The sequence below is a fragment of the Pseudalkalibacillus salsuginis genome (assembly GCF_021646685.1).
Taxonomy (GTDB): domain Bacteria; phylum Bacillota; class Bacilli; order Bacillales; family Fictibacillaceae; genus Pseudalkalibacillus; species Pseudalkalibacillus salsuginis.
In genome coordinates this window covers 391,741-414,163 of record NZ_JAKJHW010000001.1, presented here as the reverse complement: position 1 = coordinate 414,163, position 22,423 = coordinate 391,741, and the positions used below count along the sequence as shown (strand labels likewise).

The 22,423-nt window shown below is 42.4% G+C and carries 23 protein-coding genes; 22 read left to right on the top strand and 1 reads right to left on the bottom strand.

Translation table 11 applies throughout. The annotated features are described in order from the left end of the window. The first annotated feature begins 275 nt into the window (after nucleotides 1-275). The 5 genes from dnaJ to deoC are packed head-to-tail and all read left to right on the top strand — an operon-like array spanning nucleotide 276 to nucleotide 5,235. Nucleotides 276-1,388, top strand: coding sequence for a molecular chaperone DnaJ (gene dnaJ / locus L1611_RS02175; RefSeq protein ID WP_236311411.1), 1,113 nt, complete (start codon nucleotides 276-278; stop codon nucleotides 1,386-1,388). A gap of 57 nt (nucleotides 1,389-1,445) precedes the next feature. Continuing rightward, the gene (prmA, locus tag L1611_RS02170; RefSeq protein WP_236311410.1) at nucleotides 1,446-2,411 is read left to right on the top strand and encodes a 50S ribosomal protein L11 methyltransferase; all 966 of its coding nucleotides are present in this window, start codon (nucleotides 1,446-1,448) and stop codon (nucleotides 2,409-2,411) included. After that, nucleotides 2,411-3,166: a 16S rRNA (uracil(1498)-N(3))-methyltransferase gene (locus L1611_RS02165; protein WP_236311408.1), complete on the top strand. Its 756-nt coding sequence runs from the start codon at nucleotides 2,411-2,413 to the stop codon at nucleotides 3,164-3,166. Before prmA ends, L1611_RS02165 begins: the two co-directional genes overlap by 1 nt. A 6-nt stretch (nucleotides 3,167-3,172) precedes the next feature. Next, complete coding sequence (mtaB, locus tag L1611_RS02160) at nucleotides 3,173-4,519, top strand: tRNA (N(6)-L-threonylcarbamoyladenosine(37)-C(2))-methylthiotransferase MtaB (RefSeq protein ID WP_236311407.1); 1,347 nt, start codon at nucleotides 3,173-3,175, stop codon at nucleotides 4,517-4,519. A gap of 50 nt (nucleotides 4,520-4,569) precedes the next feature. Next, nucleotides 4,570-5,235: a deoxyribose-phosphate aldolase gene (deoC, locus tag L1611_RS02155; RefSeq protein ID WP_236311406.1), complete on the top strand. Its 666-nt coding sequence runs from the start codon at nucleotides 4,570-4,572 to the stop codon at nucleotides 5,233-5,235. A 313-nt stretch (nucleotides 5,236-5,548) separates the two neighbouring features. Here deoC and L1611_RS02150 read toward each other — a convergent pair whose 3' ends face one another. Next, nucleotides 5,549-6,487 (bottom strand): Na/Pi symporter, encoded by a 939-nt coding sequence (locus tag L1611_RS02150; protein WP_236311405.1) that lies wholly within the window; start codon nucleotides 6,485-6,487, stop codon nucleotides 5,549-5,551. Between the two features lie 175 nt (nucleotides 6,488-6,662). Between L1611_RS02150 and rpsU the strand changes: the two genes are divergently transcribed. The 17 genes from rpsU (at nucleotide 6,663) to glyS (ending at nucleotide 22,341) form a co-directional block, all read left to right on the top strand. After that, nucleotides 6,663-6,839: a 30S ribosomal protein S21 gene (gene rpsU, locus L1611_RS02145; protein WP_236311404.1), complete on the top strand. Its 177-nt coding sequence runs from the start codon at nucleotides 6,663-6,665 to the stop codon at nucleotides 6,837-6,839. 15 nt (nucleotides 6,840-6,854) lie between these two features. Next, entirely contained in the window at nucleotides 6,855-7,298 is a 444-nt protein-coding gene (locus tag L1611_RS02140) for a GatB/YqeY domain-containing protein (RefSeq protein WP_236311403.1), read from the top strand. Between the two features lie 187 nt (nucleotides 7,299-7,485). Then, nucleotides 7,486-8,838, top strand: a complete 1,353-nt coding sequence (locus L1611_RS02135; RefSeq protein ID WP_236311402.1) for an NfeD family protein — start codon at nucleotides 7,486-7,488, stop codon at nucleotides 8,836-8,838. 4 nt (nucleotides 8,839-8,842) lie between these two features. Beyond that, nucleotides 8,843-9,850 carry a flotillin-like protein FloA gene (gene floA / locus L1611_RS02130; protein ID WP_236311401.1) on the top strand — a complete coding sequence of 336 codons (1,008 nt, stop codon included), beginning with the start codon at nucleotides 8,843-8,845 and terminating at the stop codon, nucleotides 9,848-9,850. Then, nucleotides 9,850-10,329, top strand: coding sequence for a hypothetical protein (locus L1611_RS02125; protein ID WP_236311400.1), 480 nt, complete (start codon nucleotides 9,850-9,852; stop codon nucleotides 10,327-10,329). The genes floA and L1611_RS02125 overlap by 1 nt, the downstream gene beginning before the upstream one ends. A 466-nt stretch (nucleotides 10,330-10,795) precedes the next feature. Then, nucleotides 10,796-11,080, top strand: a complete 285-nt coding sequence (gene yqfC, locus L1611_RS02120; RefSeq protein ID WP_236311398.1) for a sporulation protein YqfC — start codon at nucleotides 10,796-10,798, stop codon at nucleotides 11,078-11,080. Between the two features lie 19 nt (nucleotides 11,081-11,099). Further along, nucleotides 11,100-12,287: a sporulation protein YqfD gene (yqfD, locus tag L1611_RS02115; RefSeq protein WP_236311396.1), complete on the top strand. Its 1,188-nt coding sequence runs from the start codon at nucleotides 11,100-11,102 to the stop codon at nucleotides 12,285-12,287. A gap of 6 nt (nucleotides 12,288-12,293) precedes the next feature. After that, a complete protein-coding gene (locus L1611_RS02110) occupies nucleotides 12,294-13,259 on the top strand; it encodes a PhoH family protein (protein ID WP_236311394.1) in 966 nt (321 codons plus the stop codon). Between the two features lie 321 nt (nucleotides 13,260-13,580). Then, nucleotides 13,581-15,773: an HD family phosphohydrolase gene (locus L1611_RS02105; protein ID WP_236311393.1), complete on the top strand. Its 2,193-nt coding sequence runs from the start codon at nucleotides 13,581-13,583 to the stop codon at nucleotides 15,771-15,773. Then, the gene (ybeY, locus tag L1611_RS02100; RefSeq protein ID WP_236312014.1) at nucleotides 15,770-16,243 is read left to right on the top strand and encodes an rRNA maturation RNase YbeY; all 474 of its coding nucleotides are present in this window, start codon (nucleotides 15,770-15,772) and stop codon (nucleotides 16,241-16,243) included. Before L1611_RS02105 ends, ybeY begins: the two co-directional genes overlap by 4 nt. Beyond that, nucleotides 16,240-16,602: a diacylglycerol kinase family protein gene (locus L1611_RS02095; RefSeq protein WP_236311392.1), complete on the top strand. Its 363-nt coding sequence runs from the start codon at nucleotides 16,240-16,242 to the stop codon at nucleotides 16,600-16,602. Before ybeY ends, L1611_RS02095 begins: the two co-directional genes overlap by 4 nt. Before the next feature lie 10 nt (nucleotides 16,603-16,612). Next, a complete protein-coding gene (locus tag L1611_RS02090; RefSeq protein ID WP_236311391.1) occupies nucleotides 16,613-17,023 on the top strand; it encodes a cytidine deaminase in 411 nt (136 codons plus the stop codon). Further along, nucleotides 17,004-17,912 carry a GTPase Era gene (gene era, locus L1611_RS02085; protein WP_236311390.1) on the top strand — a complete coding sequence of 303 codons (909 nt, stop codon included), beginning with the start codon at nucleotides 17,004-17,006 and terminating at the stop codon, nucleotides 17,910-17,912. The genes L1611_RS02090 and era overlap by 20 nt, the downstream gene beginning before the upstream one ends. Before the next feature lie 170 nt (nucleotides 17,913-18,082). Then, a complete protein-coding gene (locus tag L1611_RS02080; protein WP_225063597.1) occupies nucleotides 18,083-18,232 on the top strand; it encodes a YqzL family protein in 150 nt (49 codons plus the stop codon). A 32-nt stretch (nucleotides 18,233-18,264) separates the two neighbouring features. Beyond that, a complete protein-coding gene (recO, locus tag L1611_RS02075) occupies nucleotides 18,265-19,008 on the top strand; it encodes a DNA repair protein RecO (RefSeq protein WP_236311389.1) in 744 nt (247 codons plus the stop codon). 374 nt (nucleotides 19,009-19,382) lie between these two features. Further along, the gene (gene glyQ / locus L1611_RS02070; protein WP_236311388.1) at nucleotides 19,383-20,267 is read left to right on the top strand and encodes a glycine--tRNA ligase subunit alpha; all 885 of its coding nucleotides are present in this window, start codon (nucleotides 19,383-19,385) and stop codon (nucleotides 20,265-20,267) included. Continuing rightward, nucleotides 20,260-22,341 carry a glycine--tRNA ligase subunit beta gene (gene glyS / locus L1611_RS02065; RefSeq protein ID WP_236311387.1) on the top strand — a complete coding sequence of 694 codons (2,082 nt, stop codon included), beginning with the start codon at nucleotides 20,260-20,262 and terminating at the stop codon, nucleotides 22,339-22,341. Before glyQ ends, glyS begins: the two co-directional genes overlap by 8 nt. Nucleotides 22,342-22,423: the final 82 nt, after the last annotated feature.

The window sequence follows — 22,423 nt, the reverse complement described above, 5'->3', positions numbered from 1 at the left end:
ATAAGGAAAAGTCAAAGTCAGTCTTCAAGACTTTGACTTTTTCTATGAATGAAAAGAATCGATTCATTCTTTTTCAGTACTTCTGCGGCGACGAGTTTTCCAGTGACCTGCGTGACTATACGGGTCGCTTCCGCTTTTCGGAGTGAATTGGGTGTAAATCAGCAATGGAGTATAACGGAGCTTAATGCTTAAAACGAATTAACTGCAACATGTTGCGGAGTCATAGAGTATAGTGATATGATAATCGTTATGTAAAAGAACCGGGAGTGAGAGTGTTGAGTAAGCGTGATTATTATGAAGTTCTTGGGGTTGATAAGAACGCCTCGACTGATGAAGTTAAAAAAGCTTATCGAAAACTCGCTAGGAAATATCATCCTGATGTCAATAAAGCGTCGGATGCTGAGGAGAAATTCAAAGAAGTCAAGGAAGCTTATGATGTCCTGAGTGACTCACAGAAGAAAGCTCATTATGATCAATTCGGGCATTCCGATCCTAACCAGGGATTCGGGGCAGGTGGAGCTGACTTTGGTGGCTTCGGAGATATATTCGATATGTTTTTTGGCGGTGGAGGAGGACGCAGGAATCCGAATGCTCCACGCCAAGGGGCAGATTTGCAATATACAATGACTCTTAAATTCGAGGAAGCTGTTTTCGGTAAAGAGACAGATATTCAGATACCTAAAGAAGAAGAATGTGACACATGCTTCGGATCTGGAGCGAAGCCAGGAACGAAACCTGAAACATGTTCGCATTGCGGTGGTAGCGGGCAGTTGAATGTGGAGCAGAATACACCTTTCGGACGTGTCGTCAACCGCCGAGTATGCCATCACTGTAGTGGTACTGGTAAATTCATCAAAGAAAAGTGCCAAACATGCGGTGGAAAAGGTAAAGTTCGCAAACAGAATAAAATCCATGTGAAAATTCCGGCTGGAATCGATCATGGACAACAAATCCGTGTAGCTGGAAAAGGTGAAGCGGGTGAAAACGGTGGACCTCCAGGAGATCTATATGTTGTCGTACGTGTAACACCACACGAGCTCTACAAGCGTGATGGGGATGATATTTTCATTGATATGCCGCTGACATTCACTCAAGTTACATTAGGTGATGAAATCGAAGTCCCGACACTTCATGGTAAAGTGAAGCTGAAAATCCCTGCAGGAACACAGTCTGGAACAAGCTTCCGTCTTCGTGGAAAAGGTGTTCAGAATGTTCGTGGATACGGTCAGGGAGACCAGCATGTCAAAGTGAAAGTAGTCACCCCGAAACAGCTGAGCGATCGACAAAAACAATTGCTTCGTGAGTTTGCTGAAATCAGTGGTGAAACAGTAGATGAACAGCATGATAATTTGTTCAGTAAGGTGAAAAGAGCTTTTAAGGGCGAATGAAGAAAATGTGACTGGATGATCATGACGAATGAAAATGAAAGGAAGATGGTAGGTCTCATGAAATGGTCTGAAATAAGCATTCATACAACACAGGAAGCAATTGAACCGATTTCGAATATTCTGCACGAATCAGGAGCTAGTGGAGTAGTGATCGAAGACCCGCAGGACTTGATCAAAGTGTGGGATACCTCAATGGGTGAGATCTACCAACTAAATCCGGACGATTACCCTGAAGAAGGAGTAATTGTAAAAGCTTATTTGCCAGTTAACAGCTTTTTAGGAGAGACCGTTGAAGAAATCAAGGAAGCGATCAATGGGTTGCTTCTTCACAACATCGACCTTGGTCACAATAAGATCACAATCAGCGAAGTGCATGAGGAAGAATGGGCGACTGCTTGGAAGAAGTATTATAAACCGGTAAAAATATCTGAACGGATTACGATCATTCCAACGTGGGAAGAGTATGAAAAAGTAAGCACGGATGAACTTATCGTCGAACTCGACCCTGGAATGGCTTTCGGAACAGGCACACATCCAACTACGGTCATGTGTATCCAGGCGATTGAAAAGACGTTGAGGCCTGGCGATGAAATGATTGATGTCGGGACAGGTTCAGGCGTTCTCAGTATTGCTGCTGCCAAGCTCGGAGCTAAACATGTAACTGCACTGGACCTGGATGAGATCGCTGTCAAGAGTGCACGGTTGAATATCAAGCTGAACAAATCCCAGGAACAGATCACCGTCCGTCAAAACAACCTGCTGGACAATACCAGCGGTGAATATGACATCATCGTCGCTAACATATTAGCAGAAATCATCCTTCGTTTTGATAAAGATGCATTTGAATTACTTAAACCTAATGGGAAATTCATCGTTTCAGGGATCATCAAGGGGAAGAAAGATGAAGTGAAGAAATCTCTCACAGCGTCCGGATTCCAGATTGAAGAAACGTTATTGATGGAAGACTGGGTTGCCTTCATTGCCAGAAAGCCTTCTAAAAATGAAGTTCAGGAGAATCACTGATGCAACGGTACTTTGTACAGCCCGACCAAATGACAGATGAAACTGTGACGATTACCGGTGAAAATATAAAGCACATTTCGAAAGTGATGAGGATGGGGCCTGGCGATCAGGTGATTTGCAGTGACAATCAGGGACGTGTAGCCGAGTGTACGATCACCGAGATCACAGATGCTTCTGTTCATCTTTCAATTTCTGAATGGATCGGGGTTAAATCGGAGCTACCAATTTCTGTAACCATTGCACAAGGACTGCCAAAGCATGATAAACTGGAAATGATTGTCCAAAAAGGAACCGAGCTAGGTGCTGATCGATTCATCCCTTTTCAAGCATCCAGATCAATTGTGAAATGGGATTCGAATAAGTCCAAAAAGAAGACGGAACGGCTGCATAAGATCATTAAGGAAGCAGCTGAACAATCCCATCGAAATCGTATGCCAGAATGTCTGGAACCGGTAACCTTTGACAAATTAATTTCATTGAGTGATTCCTTTACGACCAAAATCGTCGCATATGAAGAACAGGCAAAGCGAAACGAAACTACCCGATTAGCCAGGCTTCTCCAGAATGTGGATATCGAACAAGATTCCATTATCGTCGTCATTGGCCCTGAAGGTGGTTTGACAGAAGATGAAATCCAGTGTCTTCGAGGTGCAGGATTTGTCGCATGCGGGTTCGGACCACGCATACTTCGGACTGAAACAGCATCACTCTATGTGCTTTCTGCTGTTTCCTATCAATTAGAATTACTGAGGTGACCAAAAATGCCTTCTGTAGCGTTCCATACATTAGGATGCAAAGTAAATCATTACGAAACTGAAGCGATTTGGCAGCTTTTTAAAAGCGGAAATTACGAACGTACCGACTTTGAAAAGCGTGCTGATGTGTATGTGATCAACACCTGTACAGTAACGAATACTGGGGATAAAAAAAGTCGCCAGGTTATTCGTCGTGCCATCCGTAAAAATCCAGATGCTGTCATCTGTGTTACAGGATGTTACGCACAGACCTCACCGGCGGAAGTCATGGCGATCCCAGGTGTGGATGTCGTCGTCGGCACCCAGGACAGAGTGAAGATGCTCGAATACATCGAACAATATAAACGTGAACGTCAACCGATCAATGGGGTAGGGAATATCATGAAAGCGCGTGTATACGAGGAGCTTGAAGTCCCTTCATTCACGGATCGTACTCGCGCTTCATTAAAGATCCAGGAAGGGTGCAACAATTTCTGCACGTTCTGCATCATCCCGTGGGCACGTGGCCTTTTAAGATCCAGAAAACCGGAACATGTCATTGAGCAAGCTCAACAGCTTGTCAACTCAGGCTATCAAGAAATCGTCCTGACAGGTATCCATACTGCCGGTTACGGAGAAGACATGAAGGATTATAACTTTGCACAGCTTTTATCTGATATCGATGAGCAGGTGAAAGGTTTGAAACGTTTAAGGATATCGTCGATTGAAGCAAGTCAGGTGACTGACGAGGTGATTGACGTCCTCGATCGATCTGAAATCGTTGTTCCTCATCTTCATATTCCCTTACAGTCAGGATCTGACACCGTATTAAAGCGGATGAGACGGAAGTATAGCATGGGGATGTTCGCCGATCGATTGAATAAGTTGAAAAAAGCCCTTCCAGGTCTTGCGATTACTTCTGATGTAATCGTTGGCTTCCCAGGTGAAACAGAAGAAGAATTCATGGAGACGTATAATTTCGTCAAGGAGCATAAGTTTTCCGAACTTCACGTATTCCCATTCAGTCGCAGGACAGGAACGCCAGCTGCAAATATGGAAGATCAAGTGCCTGAAGATGTTAAAAATGAGCGTGTGCATCGTTTGATTGAACTGTCTGATCAATTAGCGAAAGAATATGCTTCCCAATACGAAGGGGAAGTGCTTGATATTATCCCAGAGGAAGTTGACAAGGACGATTCGGATGGGAACATGTATATCGGCTATACCGCTAACTATATGAAGGTCCGTATTCCAGCTGCTGAAGACATGATCGGAAAACTCGTTCGTGTAAGGATCACGAAAGCAGGATACCCTTTTAACGAAGGTCAATTCGTAAGAATCCTGGATGGAGAGCAAACGACTGCTACTGCCTGATAATCATCTGAACTAAATATAAACTAAATGACAATGGAGGGGCTGCTAGTATGAATATAGCAAAAATGATTGACCACACAGCTTTAAAACCTGAATTGACATCGGCAGATATCGTTAAACTAGCTGAGGAAGCGAAAGAATATTCATTCGCTTCTGTGTGTGTAAACCCTACCTGGGTTGAAACGGCCTATGAGATTTTAAAAGATACTGATGTGAAGGTCTGTACAGTGATCGGATTTCCATTAGGGGCATCAACTCCTGAAACAAAGGCTTTCGAGACGAAGAATGCGATTGAAAATGGAGCGACAGAAGTGGATATGGTCATCAACATCGGTGCTTTGAAGAGTAAAAATTTTGAGCTTGTTGAAAAAGACATCCAAGCAGTCGTTGATGCTGCTGAGGGTAGAGCCCTGACGAAAGTGATCATTGAAACATGTCTTCTGTCTGAGGAAGAGAAGAAGCATGCTTGTGAACTTTCTGTTAAAGCTGGAGCTGATTTCGTCAAAACTTCAACTGGCTTCTCAACTGGGGGAGCGACTCCTGAAGATGTAGCATTGATGCGGAAAGTCGTAGGTCCAGAAATCGGTGTAAAAGCAAGCGGCGGTGTAAGAGGGCCTGAATCGGCAAAAGAAATGATCGATGCTGGAGCGACGCGAATCGGTGCAAGTTCTGGCATAGCGATTGTAAAAGGGGAAACATCCCAATCTGACTATTAATACATTCTAATGAGGGCTAACCCATAAGTGTCTAACACGATTATTTTGGGAGAGACCCTCTTTTTTTGAAGGATCAGAATTTATAAAAATTTGGGTCGCGGTGAAGAAATGTCAACCACTTGGATCACTTCAGACCGGCGGTCGACACATTGATTTAAGTCGAAGTGTTTACCCACGCAGAACCGAACTTTGTTTGGTTCGAGCCTCCTCGTCGGACTTCCAGTGCCCTTCGTGGCTGACCAGGGCGTTCGCGCTTTTTAGGTACGTTATGCTCTTTTTGCACCCCATTTGTTGAGTCAAACAACTGGTTGATTCACAGCTTTACCATTCTTTCTCCGTGCAGCTTTGTAATGATGGCAGCTAGAAGCCCTGCACACGGCAGCAGCAATAAGGAAGAAATCACATTGAATAAAACACTTGCATGAGCGATTTGCACATCGGGCAAATGCGTCAACAAAATGACGAAATTAGAGAAAAGATTCAGAAACGGTAAAAACAGAAACACCCCGATGATATTGATCCAAGTATGGGCAAAAGCGACAAGCTTAGCCTCGTGAATCGTACCGATTGAAGCGATCATGGCAGTGACACACGTCCCCACATTTGCACCTAACATGATTGCAATCCCTGAGGTCAAAGAAAGTATGTTTTCGTGCATGAGTGACATGATGATGGCAGTCGTCGCTGTACTGGATTGGATGACTGCTGTCATCGTCGTTCCAAGGCCCAGTCCATACAGAATATGCTTGTTCGTCAACTGTAAGAGGTGCTGGACCCATTCCAATTGGGTAATCGGACCGGCTAAAGCTTCAAACCCATTCATTGCGACAAACATGCAACCAAGGCCGAACAAGGCTGACCCGCAACAAAACGACCAATTTTTTGATTGGAAAATCATTATGAACCCGATAATTAAAAAAGGTAGGATTAATTGATCGATTTCAAAGGTGATGATCTCAGTTGAAATGGTCGTACCGATATTCGCCCCAAGTATGATTCCGATTGATTGCCGAAAATTCATAAGTTGCGCGGCTACGAGACCAATGACGATGACCATGACAGCAGAACTGCTCTGAATGACAGCTGTAATCAAAATCCCTAATAAAAAGCTTTTCCACGTTTTATCTGTATAGCGAAGCAACAACACCTTGAGCTTTTGTTTAGAAGCCGTATTCAGGCCGAGACGCATCACAGTCATTCCGAAAAGGAATATCGTCAAAAAGACCGCGAATAATGAGATTATCTGGGTCATCCATCTTCACCACCTAGTCTATCTTATGGACGAGGTGTTTTGGACATGACGAAATAATTGTGCGAATAACGGAAATAAAGTTGACTAAAAAAATAGGCATATATTATAATGTTTAAAGATATGGTTTTTCGCTCCTTTTCTATTTTTTTAAAGGAGCTTGGAGGGAGGGAAATATATGTCTATTAGAACAAGTGTTCGTAAGAACGAATCTATAGAAGATGCACTTCGTCGTTTTAAGCGCAACGTTTCTAAAGAAGGAACATTGGCTGAGGTACGTAAGCGTAAGCATTACGAAAAGCCTAGCGTAAAGCGTAAGAAAAAGTCTGAAGCAGCTCGTAAGCGTAAGTTCTAAGAGAGGGTGTTCTAATTGAGTCTACTTGACCGTTTGAATCAAGATATGAAACAAGCGATGAAAAACAAGGAAAAGCAACGGTTGACGGTCATTCGTATGGTGAAGGCTTCTCTTCAGAACGAGTCGATCAAGTTAGGACACGAATTGAATGGTGATGAGGAATTAACGGTTCTTTCACGTGAAGTTAAACAGCGGAAAGACTCCCTCCAGGAATTCGGTAAGGCTGGGCGTGACGACTTAGTCGAAAACTTACGTCAAGAGATTGCAATACTCAACGAGTATCTCCCAGAACAATTATCTGAAGAAGAAGTCGATCAGCTTGTGAAAGAAACGATCCAACAGGTTGGGGCCACTTCTAAACAGGACATGGGAAAGGTGATGGGAGCCATCATGCCTAAGGTAAAAGGAAAAGCAGATGGTGGTCTGGTGAACCGTTTAGTACAACAGAACTTATCCTAATAAATGAAGTGAAAGCGTCTTGCATCAGCAAGGCGCTTTTTTGCGGATTCACTTTCATCATTAGAAAGTTGCAAAAATCTCCATTATCGTGAACAATACACATAGATAATATTTCACTTCATAAAAGTGAAACCTAATTGTATGATTAAACGTAAGAAAGTGTAGAGACTAAAGGGGGTGGGCTTTTATGAAATTAAAGAAAAGAAATATAAAAATCTCTTTCTATCTTATGTTGATCTTATTACCGATGCTTATCGTACAAATGAATCCTTCTCATGCTGAGGAAGGTAAGCCGGTCGTTTATGTGGCACCAGTTCAGGATGCAGTAGAGCGGGGGTTAGAATCTTTCTTGAAACGTTCTATCAGAACTGCTGAAGAAAACAATGCCGAATATCTGGTTCTTGAATTGGATACACCAGGCGGACTGGTAGATGCGGCTGGAAACATCGCTAAAATCATGAGGGAATCCGAGGTGCCGATCATAGCGTATGTCACCAAGCATGCTTTATCTGCTGGGGCATACATCGCTTTGAACGCTGATCAAATCGTGATGAAACCGTCGACTACCATGGGAGCGGCTGGTGTAATCGATTCCCAGGGGAAAGCAGCAGGAAAGAAAGCAGAGTCAGCTTGGATAGCAACAATGGCAGCATCAGCAGAATTGAATGACCGGGATCCAATTTATGCAAGGGCAATGGCGGATCCAGATGTAGAGATAAAGGAATTGGGAGTAGAGAAAGGTGAATTCCTCACACTGAATGCAACACAGGCGAAAGAGGTAGGTTATGCCGAAGCTGTGCTTAACAATCGCAGCGAACTTCTCAGCTATCTTGACATTCCCAATGCTGAAATCAGGGAAATTGAGGTCTCTTTTGCTGAAACGATAGCTCGTTACGTAACGCACCCGGTCGTTGTCCCGATCTTACTTTCGATCGGTAGTATCGGTCTTGTGCTGGAACTCTACTCACCTGGATTTGGGATTCCGGGGATGTTAGGGCTCGGGGCTTTATTATTATTTTTCTTCGGACATATGATTGCAGGACTTGCTGGCTGGGAGTCTCTCATCCTGTTTGTTGTAGGGATCGGACTGATTATCGCTGAAGTGTTCGTGCCTGGAGGGATCCTCGGGATTGGTGGTATAATCGCCGTTTTAGTAGGGATTGTACTTGCCGGGGGATCTCTAGGGAATATCCTATTGTCGATTCTGATCGCTCTTGTAGCGACTGTTATTGTCTCAATCCTTTTCTTAAAATACTTTGGATACAATGGGCCATTGAAGAAAATCATACTTTTTGACTCTACTTCAAATGACAGAGGTTATATTTCCAATGTTACGAGAAGTGAATTGATCGGTTTGACAGGTACCACGTTGACACCATTACGCCCTTCAGGTACTGCTTTGATCGGGGATGAGCGGTATGATGTTGTCACTGAAGGAAGTTACATTGCCATTAATCGTTCAATAAAAATCATCAAAACGGAAGGTTCCCGGATCATTGTTCGAGAAATAAGAGAAGTAGAAAATCAAGGGGGTAATTAACCTAATGGATGCAAACATTTTAACCATGGTCGTTTTAATCGGGGCAGTCATCATCGCTCTTGCCGTATTGTTCACGTTTGTCCCTGTGGCACTATGGATTTCCGCACTAGCTGCAGGTGTAAGAGTCAGTATTTTCACGCTTATCGGAATGCGTTTGAGACGAGTCATTCCATCACGTGTCATCAATCCGTTGATCAAGGCAGTAAAAGCTGGCCTTCAACTCAGTACGAACCAGTTAGAGAGCCATTATTTAGCTGGCGGGAATGTGGACCGTGTCGTCAATGCATTGATTGCAGCTCACAGAGCAAATATCGAATTGAGCTTTGAGCGCTGTGCAGCAATCGATCTTGCTGGTCGTGACGTACTCGAAGCAGTACAAATGAGTGTCAACCCAAAAGTTATTGAAACGCCGTTCATAGCTGGTGTTGCGATGGATGGGATCGAAGTGAAAGCGAAAGCCAGGATCACTGTACGAGCAAACATCGAGCGTCTCGTCGGGGGTGCTGGAGAAGATACGGTCATCGCACGTGTAGGTGAGGGGATCGTATCAACAATCGGGTCTTCTGGTAACCACAAGAAGGTCTTGGAAAATCCAGATCTGATTTCACAAACTGTACTTACAAAAGGCCTTGATGCTGGCACGGCTTTTGAAATCCTATCGATTGATATCGCAGATGTTGATATCGGAAAGAATATCGGGGCGGAACTGCAAACCGAGCAAGCTGAAGCAGATAAGAATATTGCTCAAGCAAAGGCTGAAGAACGCCGTGCAATGGCTGTTGCACAAGAACAAGAAATGAAAGCGCGGGTTGAGGAAATGCGTGCGAAAGTTGTGGAAGCAGAAGCTGAAGTGCCAATGGCGATGGCTGAAGCATTACGTTCAGGGAACATCGGGGTTATGGATTATATGAATTACAATAATGTAAAAGCGGATACTGATATGAGAGGATCGATCGGAAAAGCTACTGACCCTAGAGATGAAGATGACAATCCAGGAGGAGGCACTTACTAGTGCTAGAGGCGATCATTGATCTACTGTTGTCAAATATCTTCTTTGTGATTTTGGTCATCGGTGGAATCCTCAGCTTCTTCAAGCGTCAGATCGAAAAGCAAAATGAACAACAACAAAGGCCTGGCCGTAGACCTCAGCAACAACGTCCCATTGAAACGAGACCAGTTCCCGCTAGAGAGAGGACTAGTTCAGAGAGACAGTGGAAGGAACGCGGCGAAAAGCTGACAACAGACTTACAAGAAATGTATAAGAAAAAGCGGCATGAATTGAAGAATACCATTCAGGAACAGCCATCACGGGATTATGTCCCAAGAGAACTGAAAGTGACAAGTCCAAAAAGAAAGCCAAGACCAAGGCCTGTACAAAGTCAATTACTGCCGAATCCGGACAACGTGGCCCAAGGTGTCATCTGGGCAGAAGTACTCGGTCCGCCACGTTCACGAAAACCACATTCAACAGCTCGAAGGAGACGAATGTAACCTTTAAAAGCCATGTGCATATACGCACATGGCTTTTTTTTGAAGGATAAAATTTTGGTTGGGGTGAAGAAATGTCTAGCTCCAACGCCCAACCACTTGGATCACTTCAGTCTCCTGCGGCGGTCGACACATTGATTTAGAGTCGAAGTGTTCACCCACGGAGAACCGAACTTTGTTTGGTTCGAGCCTCCTCGTCGGACTTCCAGTGCCCTTCGTGGTTGACCAGGGCGTTTTCACTTTTCTTAAATACAGGAACAAATGCTTAAAATATGTTCCATTAAATAATTTCACGTACCGTATTACCCCTCTAGTGTCTTTCAATTTCAATCCAATTCTTCCTAGTCGATCTCTTCTTCCCTATATTTTCCGCATGAATCCTTTGATAAAAAATATAATGATGAAATAGGATCCGAAGTGATAGTTTATACCTTTCCTTCATAAAAATGAGATGAGAGGGGGTTCGTTTATGGCGCGTTTGAAACAGAAAGTGAAAAAATGGATGACCAGATCATTAGAACTGCCAGCTGATGTCGTCATGGACCTGCCCAGGATTACGATGATTGGACACTTGCACATCTATATTGAGAATCATAAAGGGGTAAAGAAATTCACCAATGAAGAACTCAGGCTGAACTTACAGCAGGGTGAAGTATTGATTACAGGGAAGGACTTTGTTCTGAAAACGATTCTTCCAGAAGAAATCTTAGTAGAAGGTAAAATCATCGACGTACGTTACATAAATATTTCTTAAAAACAATAGGGGGAGGACTATGAAAAAATTTTGGACAAAATATCTAAAAGGCACTGTCATTGTACGAGTTGAAGGCGAGCATGCAGAAACCTTCCTCAACTACTGTTTGAATCATAATATTCATATATGGGATATAAAACGGATGAAAGAATCTGAGTTAGAGCTTCATATGTTCACAGATGATGCTCTTCACATAAAAAAAGCTCTAAGGGAAACAGGATGCAGATTAAGAGTGATTCAAAAAAATGGTGCTCCTTTCATTATTAGGAGGATGATTTCCAGAGGCGGTTTCATAATCGGAATGATGTCTTTTTTCGTGATTGTATTCCTCCTTTCCAATATGGTATGGAAAATCGAAGTAAGCGGAGCTGACCCGCAAACAGAGCATCATCTTCGTAAAGTGGTTGATGAGCTTGGAATCAAAAGGGGAAAGCTTTTATTCCGATTACCGGATCCTCGAGAAGTCCAATATTATGTAACCGAAAAAATGGACGAGGTCACCTGGGTAGGTGTCACCTTGGATGGGACGACCTTTAAATTCAAGGTGGTACAGAAAGAATTACCTGAAGAGGTCAAAGTGAGTGGCCCTCAAAATTTAATTGCAAAAAAGAAAGCATTCATCACAGATATGTTCATTGAACAAGGTCAACCTAAAGTCGAAAGGAATCAATTGGTACAAAAGGGAGAGCTATTGGTTTCCGGATATATTGGAAAAGATAAAAATACCCGGACTGTTGCAGCGAAAGGGAAGGTGTTCGGCGAGGTGTGGTATCTTACAGAGGTAACGTTACCGTTGGAGTCGACCTTTGAAACGTATACTGGAAACAATATGGATAAGCATTATTTGTCGATATTCGGTAAAGACATACCGATTTGGGGATATGGTGAAGTCCCTTATGAGCATTATCAAGTTTTAGAGGAAGAGAAGACATTCAGAATGTTCAAGTGGGAACTACCCATTTCTTATCTCCGCAGGGATGTACAGGAATCAGAACAAGTAGTCCGGAAGTATACCGAGAAAGAAGCCATTGGAAAAGCCAGGGAAATGGCTGATGAGGATATGGAAAACCAACTCGATGATGAATCGAAAATTAAAAGCGGAAAAATTTTGCACCATACAGTGGACAATGGTAAAGTAAACGTATCGATGTACTATAAAGTTATTGAGAACATTGTGAAGGAACAACCAATAATTGGAGGAGATTGAGCCATATTGTCAGAACACTTGAATATAAAGAATTTACAAATAGAAAATCCGTCTGAAGGTATTGCTCTTTTTGGTCCGAATGATTCACATTTGAAAACACTTGAGCAAACGTTGGATGTTGATATCGTTACGCGTGGTGGAGGAGTCGCGGTTACTGGTGAAGAAGAAACGGCACAGCTTGTAGAAGATGTGCTGAATGCGTTACTGTCATTGATCCGTAAAGGGATCAATATCACAGATCGTGACGTCATTTACGCAGTACAGCTTTCATATAAGGGGATTCTTGAAGAACTGGATCAATTGTTTGAAGAGGAGATCACGACAAATATCAAAGGGCGACCGATCCGTTCAAAAACTCTCGGTCAAAGACATTACATCAATGCAATCAAAAAGAACGACCTTGTTTTTGGGATAGGGCCAGCAGGTACCGGGAAGACATATTTAGCTGTCGTCATGGCGGTCAAAGCATTGAAAGAGGGCAAAGTGAAACGGATCATATTAACACGCCCTGCGGTGGAAGCTGGCGAGAGCTTAGGTTTCCTGCCTGGGGACCTGAAGGAAAAAGTAGACCCTTATTTAAGACCGCTTTATGATGCTCTCCATGATCTTTTCGGGGTTGAACATACTGAAAGGCTTATTGAGCGTGGAACGATTGAAATAGCCCCCTTAGCATACATGCGGGGACGTACGTTGGACGAAGCCTTCGTCATCCTGGATGAGGCACAGAACACCACTCCGGAACAGATGAAAATGTTTTTGACGAGACTGGGCTTTGGATCAAAGATGATCATAACAGGAGACATCACCCAAATCGATTTACCGCGCGGAAAAGAATCAGGACTGCGAAGAGCACAAAAAATCTTTAAAGATATTCAAGGCATCCGGATCATCCATATGCAACAATCAGATGTAGTTCGGCACCCTCTTGTCCAAAAAATCATAAATGCTTACGAAGTCGAAGATCACGACTGATAAGACCACTCCTGTTAAAACTGTCAGGTCATCTCTTTGGAAACTGGGAAGAGTCGCCTGACGGGATGTGTTGGATGGTCTTTTTCTTATTGTTTAGTTAAATTGTGATGTGATTTCATGTTTTCATAAACATCCATACCATCTTTTTAAATTATTGAAACTTTTTTCCTTTTTAAGAGGTATTAGAAGTATGCTTTCTTTTACAAATTTTTCTTAAGGTTTGCCCTATTATCCAAAATACGTGATAGAATGAAATCACAATACTACGGTGTAAAATGAGGCTGGATTTGACCTGCCATCGGATAAAAGGAGTGGGAATGAATGTCTCCCAAGGTGATCAATGAACTGAAATCAAAATGGAATCAAATAGAAAACAGCAAAATCAGTCGATTCCTTCTTTACATATCGCTGGCCTTTATCATGGTGGTTACGATGATCAGCAACGTTATCCCAGAAAAGCTGGATATCAGTTTAAATTCGATCGCTGAGGAGGATATTCATTCCCCCTATCGTGTTACCAATCCAAGAGAAACCAATGCCAAGGAAGCACAAGCTGCCGCCTCGGTCCCCGATGAGTATGTTGAGAAAGAAAATGTCGTATTGGACCAAGTGGTCTATATTGAAAAATTGTTCAATCAAATTCTCGAGCTGCAAAGCGAGAATAGCAAAGGGGAAACTGGAAAAGATCCAGCGAAGGATGAAGACACACCAGCAAACAACGATAAATCAAATACGACCGCTAAACAACAAATTACAGAACTTCGTAACGGTTTGCCAGAGTTCATTTCTAAAGACATCAGTGATGATTCACTCATCACATTTTTAAACGCATCAAAAGCTGATATTTCAATGGCTAAAGATGTCGCAAGTTCGACGATCAAAGCGGTCATGGATGACAAAATCACGGTAGAACAAATAAACGAAAAGAAAAAAGACGTGCAACCGTTCATTGAAAATGCTTTCATTTCTGATAGTGTAAAGCCAGCTTTAACCGATATTACTGGTAGTGCGATTACATCCAATTATACGTTCGATGCTGAAGCGACCAAGAAGTTGCGTGAAGAGGCGGTAGCGAACACTGAACCTGTCTGGATCCGTGAAGGGGAAACCATCGTTGAAAAAGGCAGCCAGATCACCAGTGATGATCTCTATAAACTAGAGCTTGTCGGTTTGTTGAAGGAAAGCTTTTCACCTTATCCCTATATCGGCCTCGGTATATTAGTTCTGCTGATCACATCGTTTTTGATTTATTTCTTACGAGACCTTATTGGAGAAAAGAAAAAAGAGAACATCAAATTGATCATTTATGTTTTGATGTTTTCAATCACGCTCATTCTTATGAAAATAACAAGTCTGCTCAGCATTTATTATCCTAGTGTAGCATTTATCGTACCAGTAGCACTTGGCACGATGATGATCAAAATGCTGATTGATGAACAGACTGCGATCATCTCAAGTATCGTTTTTGCAATTTGTGGAAGTCTAATCTTTAATGACAATGCGGCAAGTCCATTCAATTTTGCGATGGGAACCTATGTCCTGATCAGTTCACTTGCCGGTGTCCTTTTCCTGGGTAAAAGAAATGTAAAGTCGAAGATTTTGAAAACTGGATTTTTCGTGTCGATGATCAATTCGATTGTCGTTTTGCTTATTTTATCGCTAACGAATGGTAAATTTGAACTTCTCAGTCTTTCCTGGCAGGTTGGGTATGCCCTTTTCTCTGGCTTTTTATCTGCTGTATTGACACTTGGTCTTTTACCATTCTTTGAAGCTGGATTCGGAATATTGACGACGATAAAGCTTGTCGAGTTATCAAGTCCAAACCATCCATTGCTGAGGAAATTGCTGATGGAGACACCGGGAACGTACCATCATAGTGTAGTGGTAGCGAACCTGGCTGAAGCGGCTTGTGAATCGATTGGAGCGAATGGTCTGTTGGCAAGGGTCGGTTCCTACTACCATGACCTTGGTAAGACTAAGCGGCCGCACTTTTTCATCGAGAATCAAATGAATATCGAGAATCCACATGATAAAATTTCGCCTCAACTAAGTAAAACGATCATCATTGCTCATCCTTATGACGGAGCAGAAATGTTGGCAGAATATAATCTGCCTACTGAAATCATCGATATAGCAGAACAGCACCATGGAACAACCCTATTGAAATACTTTTATCATAAAGCGGTGCAGCAATCGGATAAACAAATCGAAGAATCGGATTTTCGTTACCCTGGACCGAAGCCACAAACGAAAGAAATAGCCATCATCAGCATTTCAGATTCCGTAGAGGCTGCTGTCCGGTCCATTGCAAAGCCGACACCGATTAAGATAGAATCATTAGTACGGAAGATAGTTGCTGACCGTTTAGAGGACGGACAATTCAATGAATGTTCGATTACCTTGAAGGAACTCGAAACCGTCACAGTCAGTATCTGTGAAACGTTGAATGGGATGTTCCATTCCCGTATTGAATATCCTGAGGAAATTCATAAAAAGAAAGTGAGTCAAGCATAATGCTAACCATTGATTTATATGATGAAACTGAACAACTGGATGAGCCGATAATAAGTAATGTTGAAAAACTTTTAAAGCATGCTGCAGAAGAAGAGGCTATCACTCAAGAATCGGAGTTATCAGTAACCTTTGTTACGAACGATCGTATCCGTAAGCTTAATTCCGAATATAGAGAGATGGACCGTGCTACAGATGTTATATCATTTGCCCTTGAAGATAAGGTAGAGGGTGAAATGGAAATCGTCTATGACGATACTCCGGTATTACTTGGTGACATCATCATATCAGTTGAAAAAGCTAGAGAGCAGGCTGAGGATTATGGCCATTCTTTCATGCGTGAACTTGGCTTTCTTGCAGTGCATGGATTTCTGCATTTGTTAGGGTATGATCATATGAATGATGAGGACGAAAAGGAAATGTTTACACGACAGGAATCGATCTTGGACTCTTTTGGATTGAAACGGTCATGAATAGAGATATTGCGAAAAGTTTTTGCTATGCGTTTGAGGGTTTGATTGAGGGCTGGCGAAAGGAACGGAATTTTCGCATCCATTGTATTTTTGCACTTTTTACAGTTATCATGGCTTTGCTTTTTGGTTTTTCAACTGTAAAGTGGCTGGTCCTTTTGCTTACCATTGGGATCGTACTTAGCCTGGAATTGATGAATTCTTCGATTGAGCGTGTTACTGATTTGATAACAGAGGAATATCACCCGGTTGCAAAAAAAGCAAAAGACTTAGCTGCTGGCTCTGTCTTTATTTTCAGTATTATTGCTGTTATAATAGGATTCCTTCTATTTGCTGGACCAATAATTGAAATCGTTTTTTGAGGTGAAAGATTTGAAGAAAGAAGAACTGATACAAGAAGCAATTGAAGCAAGAAAGTTTGCATATACACCATACTCAAAATTCCAGGTAGGTGCAGCATTACTTACCGAGGATGGTAAAGTTTATCGTGGGGCAAATATTGAGAACGCTGCCTATAGTCTTTGTAATTGCGCTGAGCGGACAGCATTGTTCAAAGCATACTCTGAAGGGGACAAGGTTTTCAGTGCTATGGCAGTCGTCGCGGATACGAAGCGTCCTGTTCCGCCTTGCGGAGCATGTAGGCAAGTCATATCAGAGCTTTGTAAACCGGACATGCCCGTTTATTTGACTAACCTGAGTGGCGATATACAGGAACTGAAAGTCAGCGAATTGCTGCCAGGAGCGTTTTCACCGGAGGATTTAAATGAACAGAGAAGGGTTTAAATCAGGTTTCGTTTCGATTATTGGACGTCCGAACGTCGGGAAATCAACATTGTTAAATCATGTCCTGGGACAAAAGATCGCCATCATGAGTGATAAACCGCAGACAACTCGCAATAAGATTCATGGCGTATATACGACGAACCAAGAACAAATTGTGTTTATCGATACACCTGGAATCCATAAACCGAAACATAAACTTGGGGACTTCATGACGAAGATTGCTCAAGAAACATTGAATGAGGTCGATATCATCCTGTTTCTGATCAATGCGGAAGAAGGATATGGACGTGGGGACCAGTTTATAATGGACCGACTTCAAAATGTAGAGCGACCTATATTCTTAGTCATCAATAAGATAGATAAAGTACACCCAGACGATTTACTGCCGATCATTGAACAGTATCGCGAAAAACTTGACTTTGCAGAAATCGTACCTATTTCCGCTCTTAACGGCAACAATGTTACTACATTGATGGAACAGCTCACAAAATACTTGGAAGAAGGACCACAGTATTATCCCGAAGATCAGGTGACAGACCATCCTGAACGATTTGTGGCAGCAGAACTCATCAGAGAAAAAGTCCTACACCTGACACATGAAGAAGTACCCCATTCTGTTGCAGTAGTCATTGATGAGATGAAACGTCGAGAAAGCGGAAACATGGTAGACATAACTGCGACGATTGTTGTAGAGCGTCCTTCGCAAAAAGGGATTCTGATTGGGAAACAAGGAGGAATGCTGAAGAAGATTGGCTCTCTGGCGCGTCAGGATATAGAGCATCTGTTAGGGTCGAAGGTCTATCTTGAACTGTGGGTGAAAGTGCAGAAGGATTGGCGGAATCGTCCGTTCAACCTGAGGGATTTCGGGTTCAGTGAGGATACGTATTGATTGGGAAGCGCTCAACATTTTTGAGTGGATTTCGCGAATATCAACGAAAGTATTGCAGAGCCAAATGCTTAAAGTGAAATTGTCAAAAATTCCATAACATTAAATCTGTAATCAAGGGTCACTCTAATGAAAAGGATTGCTTATTTTCTTTCGAAAGGTGGAGACATTCCATGAGGGACTTTACCTGGAAACTGTTTTGTGAGACAGGTAATATCGATACGTATCTCTTGTTAAAAGAACTTGAGAGTGAGAATGACCAATCATCTGACCTATTGGAAATCGAAGAAAGGAAAGGCGATTATTTAGAAACAGAGCTTTGATTGCATCACACTGATATCAGGCGGTGATCGTGATGTTGATCAAGTCAGAAGCGATCGTGATCCGGACATCGGATTACGGGGAATCCAACAAAGTTGTAACCGTTTATACAAAGGATTTTGGCAAAATGGGGATGATGGCTCGAGGGGCGAAAAAGACGAAAAGTCGCCTCTCTTCTGTTTCCCAGCTATTCACTCATGGACATTTCCTTATTCAAAAGGGAAGTGGACTAGGAAGCTTGAGCCAGGGTGAGATCATCAATACGTTTCGCGGGATCAAACAGGATATTTTTAAAACAGCCTATGCAGCTTACATGGTAGAATTACTGGACAAATCCACTGAGGATAATCAAGCCTCCCCAGCTTTATTTGAATTCTTGAAGAATTCCTTGACTTATTTAGATGAAGGGGTCGATCCTGATATTTTAAAGGCGATCTTTGATATGAAGATGCTAAGACTCTCAGGAGTGGGTCCTCAGGTTGATCGATGTGTCCTATGTGGAAGAAACGAGGGTATTTTTTCATTCTCCATAGCAGAAGGAGGCTTTCTCTGTGATCAATGCAATTATTCTGATCCGAATGCCCTTGTCCTGATGCCGAAAACTGCAAAGCTGCTGAATCTGATTTATCACCTGGATCTATCAAGATTGGGGAATGTTTCGGTAAAAGAGGAAACAAAAAAGGCGTTGAACAAAATCCTGACTGCTTACTTGGAAGAATACACTGGTATCCGTTTGAAATCGAAACGTTTTCTTGATCAACTTCAAAAATTCGAATGAGATTTGACAAAATGGATAAAAACGATTATGATACTTTCAACAAAATTGAATTTTTATGCGTTGATGGAGAGGAGTACTTACAACCTCAATTCAAGCGACTCTAGGATGGTGGAAGCTAGGGATTGATAAGTAGGGAAGGGCGCTCTGGAGCATTACAATAAAGCGGGGGTTGAGACACAAGCCTGTGTTCTGGAGATAACCAAGAAATGGTGTCTTGAGGCAGTCAACATCAACCCCAAGTAGGGTGGAACCGCGGGTGAACTCTCGTCCCTATGTCGAGTCAGACATAGGCATGAGGGTTTTTTTATTTGTCCGTAAACCTATGATTGACTAGGAGAAAGAAGAAATAAAAATTTGAACCGTGGAGGTGCGTCATGAATTTACAAAATATGATTCTTACACTGCAGCGTTATTGGTCTGATCAAGGATGTTTCGTCATGCAAGCTTACGATGTAGAGAAAGGTGCCGGGACGATGAATCCAATGACATTTCTACGAAGCATCGGACCAGAGCCATGGAATGTAGCTTATGTAGAGCCGTCTCGAAGGCCAGTCGATGGTAGGTACGGGGAAAATCCTAACCGTCTGTACCAGCATCACCAGTTCCAAGTCGTGATGAAACCATCACCGGATAACATCCAGGAACTCTACCTGCAAAGCCTAAAGGAAATTGGTATCGACGCAAATGAGCATGATATTCGTTTTGTTGAAGACAATTGGGAAGCACCGACCTTATCTGCTTCCGGCCTTGGCTGGGAAGTATGGCTAGATGGCATGGAAATCACCCAGTTCACTTACTTCCAACAAGTTGGCGGTTTAGATGCAAAGCCTGTTTCTGCTGAAATCACTTATGGGATTGAACGTCTTGCTTCTTACATACAAGACAAAGAGAATGTGTTCGATTTAGAATGGCATTCAGGAATTACGTATCATGATCTTTATTATCAATCGGAATATGAACACTCGAAATATACATTCGAAGTGTCTGATACCGACATGTTGTTCACCCTTTTTAACATTTATGAAAAAGAGGCCATGCGGGCGATTGAAGATCAACTCGTGTTTCCGGGTTATGACTATGTTCTGAAATGTTCCCATGTATTCAATCAACTGGACGCAAAGGGTGCTATATCCGTAACAGAACGGACAGGGTATATCGGTCGTGTCAGAAATCTAGCTAGAAAATGTGCAAATGCTTACTATGAGCAAAGAGAGCAATTAGGATTTCCGATGTTGAAGGGGGCGAAAATCGATGAGTAAACATGATCTTTTATTGGAAATCGGTCTTGAGGAAATGCCTGCAAGGTTTGTCACGGATGCGATGTATCAACTTTCTGATAAAATAGCAGGCTGGTTTTCGGAAAACCGGATTCCTTTTGGTGACGTCTTGCCATATTCAACCCCTAGGAGATTAGCTGTAAAAATTACGGAAGTTGCAGATAAACAAGAGGACCAGGAAGAAGAACTCAGGGGTCCTGCCAAAAAAATCGCTTTTGATGATGAAGGGAATTGGTCGAAGGCTGCCTTAGGTTTTGCCAGAGGTCAAGGTGTAAACCCGGAAGATCTCTTCTTTAAAGAAGTGAAGAATACAGAATATGTTTTTGCGAATAAGTTCACAACTGGGATATCTACAATGGATCTGTTACCTCAACTTGACAAAGTGATTCAAAACCTTCATTTTCCGAAGAATATGAGATGGGGTGACCAAGACTTTAAATTTGTTCGACCAATCAAATGGATCCTTTTCTTATATGGGGCAGAAGTACCGAAACTAGAAGTCGCAGGTGTTCGATCGGATCGAAAAACATACGGCCATCGTTTTCTCGGTGAGGAGATCGAAATCGAATCACCTGAACGATATCCTACGGATTTACTTGGTCAATTCGTTATTGCTGACCCGAAAGAACGGAAAGAAGCGATTCAGAATCAATTGGAAAACATTCAAGATGAAGAGAGATGGAAAATCCCGATCGATAATGGGCTTTTGGAGGAAGTAACAAATCTGGTCGAGTATCCAACTGCTTTATATGGAAAATTTGATGAGGAATTCTTAGAACTCCCGCCTGAAGTCCTCATCACTTCTATGAGAGAACATCAGCGTTATTTTCCTGTGCAAAACAAAGAAGGCGAGCTCCAACCATATTTTGTGACAGTTCGAAATGGGGATCATAATCATCTGGCGAACGTTGTGAAAGGGAATGAAAAAGTTTTGCGGGCAAGATTGAAGGACGCTCAATTCTTCCACAATGAAGACAAGAAAAAGCCCATCGATCATTATCTTAATAAATTAGAATCGATCGTGTTCCATGAAGAGTTAGGAACAATCGCTGATAAGGTTGGGCGTATAAAGATCCATGCTGAAAATTCAACTGAGTTGCTACACCTGGATTCAGATTCAAGAAGTTCCATCCAACGTGCTGCTTCAATCTGTAAATTCGATCTCGTCACTCAAATGGTGTATGAGTTCCCTGAATTGCAAGGTGTGATGGGGGAGAAATATGCAAAGCTTTTTGGAGAAGATGAACTCATAGCTGCGGCAGTCAACGAACACTATCAACCTAGATTTGCAGGAGATGCGCTACCAGGAACTGTCGTAGGATCAGTACTGAGTGTCTCTGATAAATTGGATACGATCGTAGGTTGCTTCGGTATAGGAATCATCCCGACAGGTTCCCAGGATCCATATGCACTAAGAAGACAAGCCGCGGGTGTTCTACAAATCTTGATCCAAAAAGGTTGGCCTGTAGAGCTTGAACAATTATTGAATGCAACTCTTGATGTTTATGAAGACAAACAATTATTGAAGAATGATCGCTTGGATGTCTTCAATCAGTTGATTGAATTTTTTAATGTCCGTTTGAAAACGATCCTGCAAGATCAGGGGATCCGTTATGATGTCATTGACGCTGTACTGACAGGAGAATTGGGACGCGTAGACCTACTGCTTAAAAGGGCAGAATTGATTGCTGAAAATCTGAAACACCATTACTTCAAGGTTGCGAATGTTTCATTGACTCGTGTCCTCAATATTTCAAAAAATCTCGATGAAGGCTTTGGAGAAATCAATCCTGGATTATTCGAGAATGATGAAGAAAAAGTATTATACGAATTTTATTTAAGCTGCAAAGGCCAGAGTGATGCCATTCAACAACCTGAGGATGTGACATTGTTTTATGATAAATTGATGGAACTGCCTGAGGTGATCGACCGCTACTTCGATCATACGATGGTCAATGCAGATGATGAGGGCATCAGGGAAAACCGCCAAGCTCAGATGAAAGGCTTATCAGAAGTAATCCGCTCCTTCGCCGATTTCAACCAGTTAGTGGTTTAATTCTCAACCAAAAAGGCTGTCCCACAAGTGTCTGAAACGATTGTTCTAGGACAGCCCTTTTTTCCATTCTTGAAAATTGCAT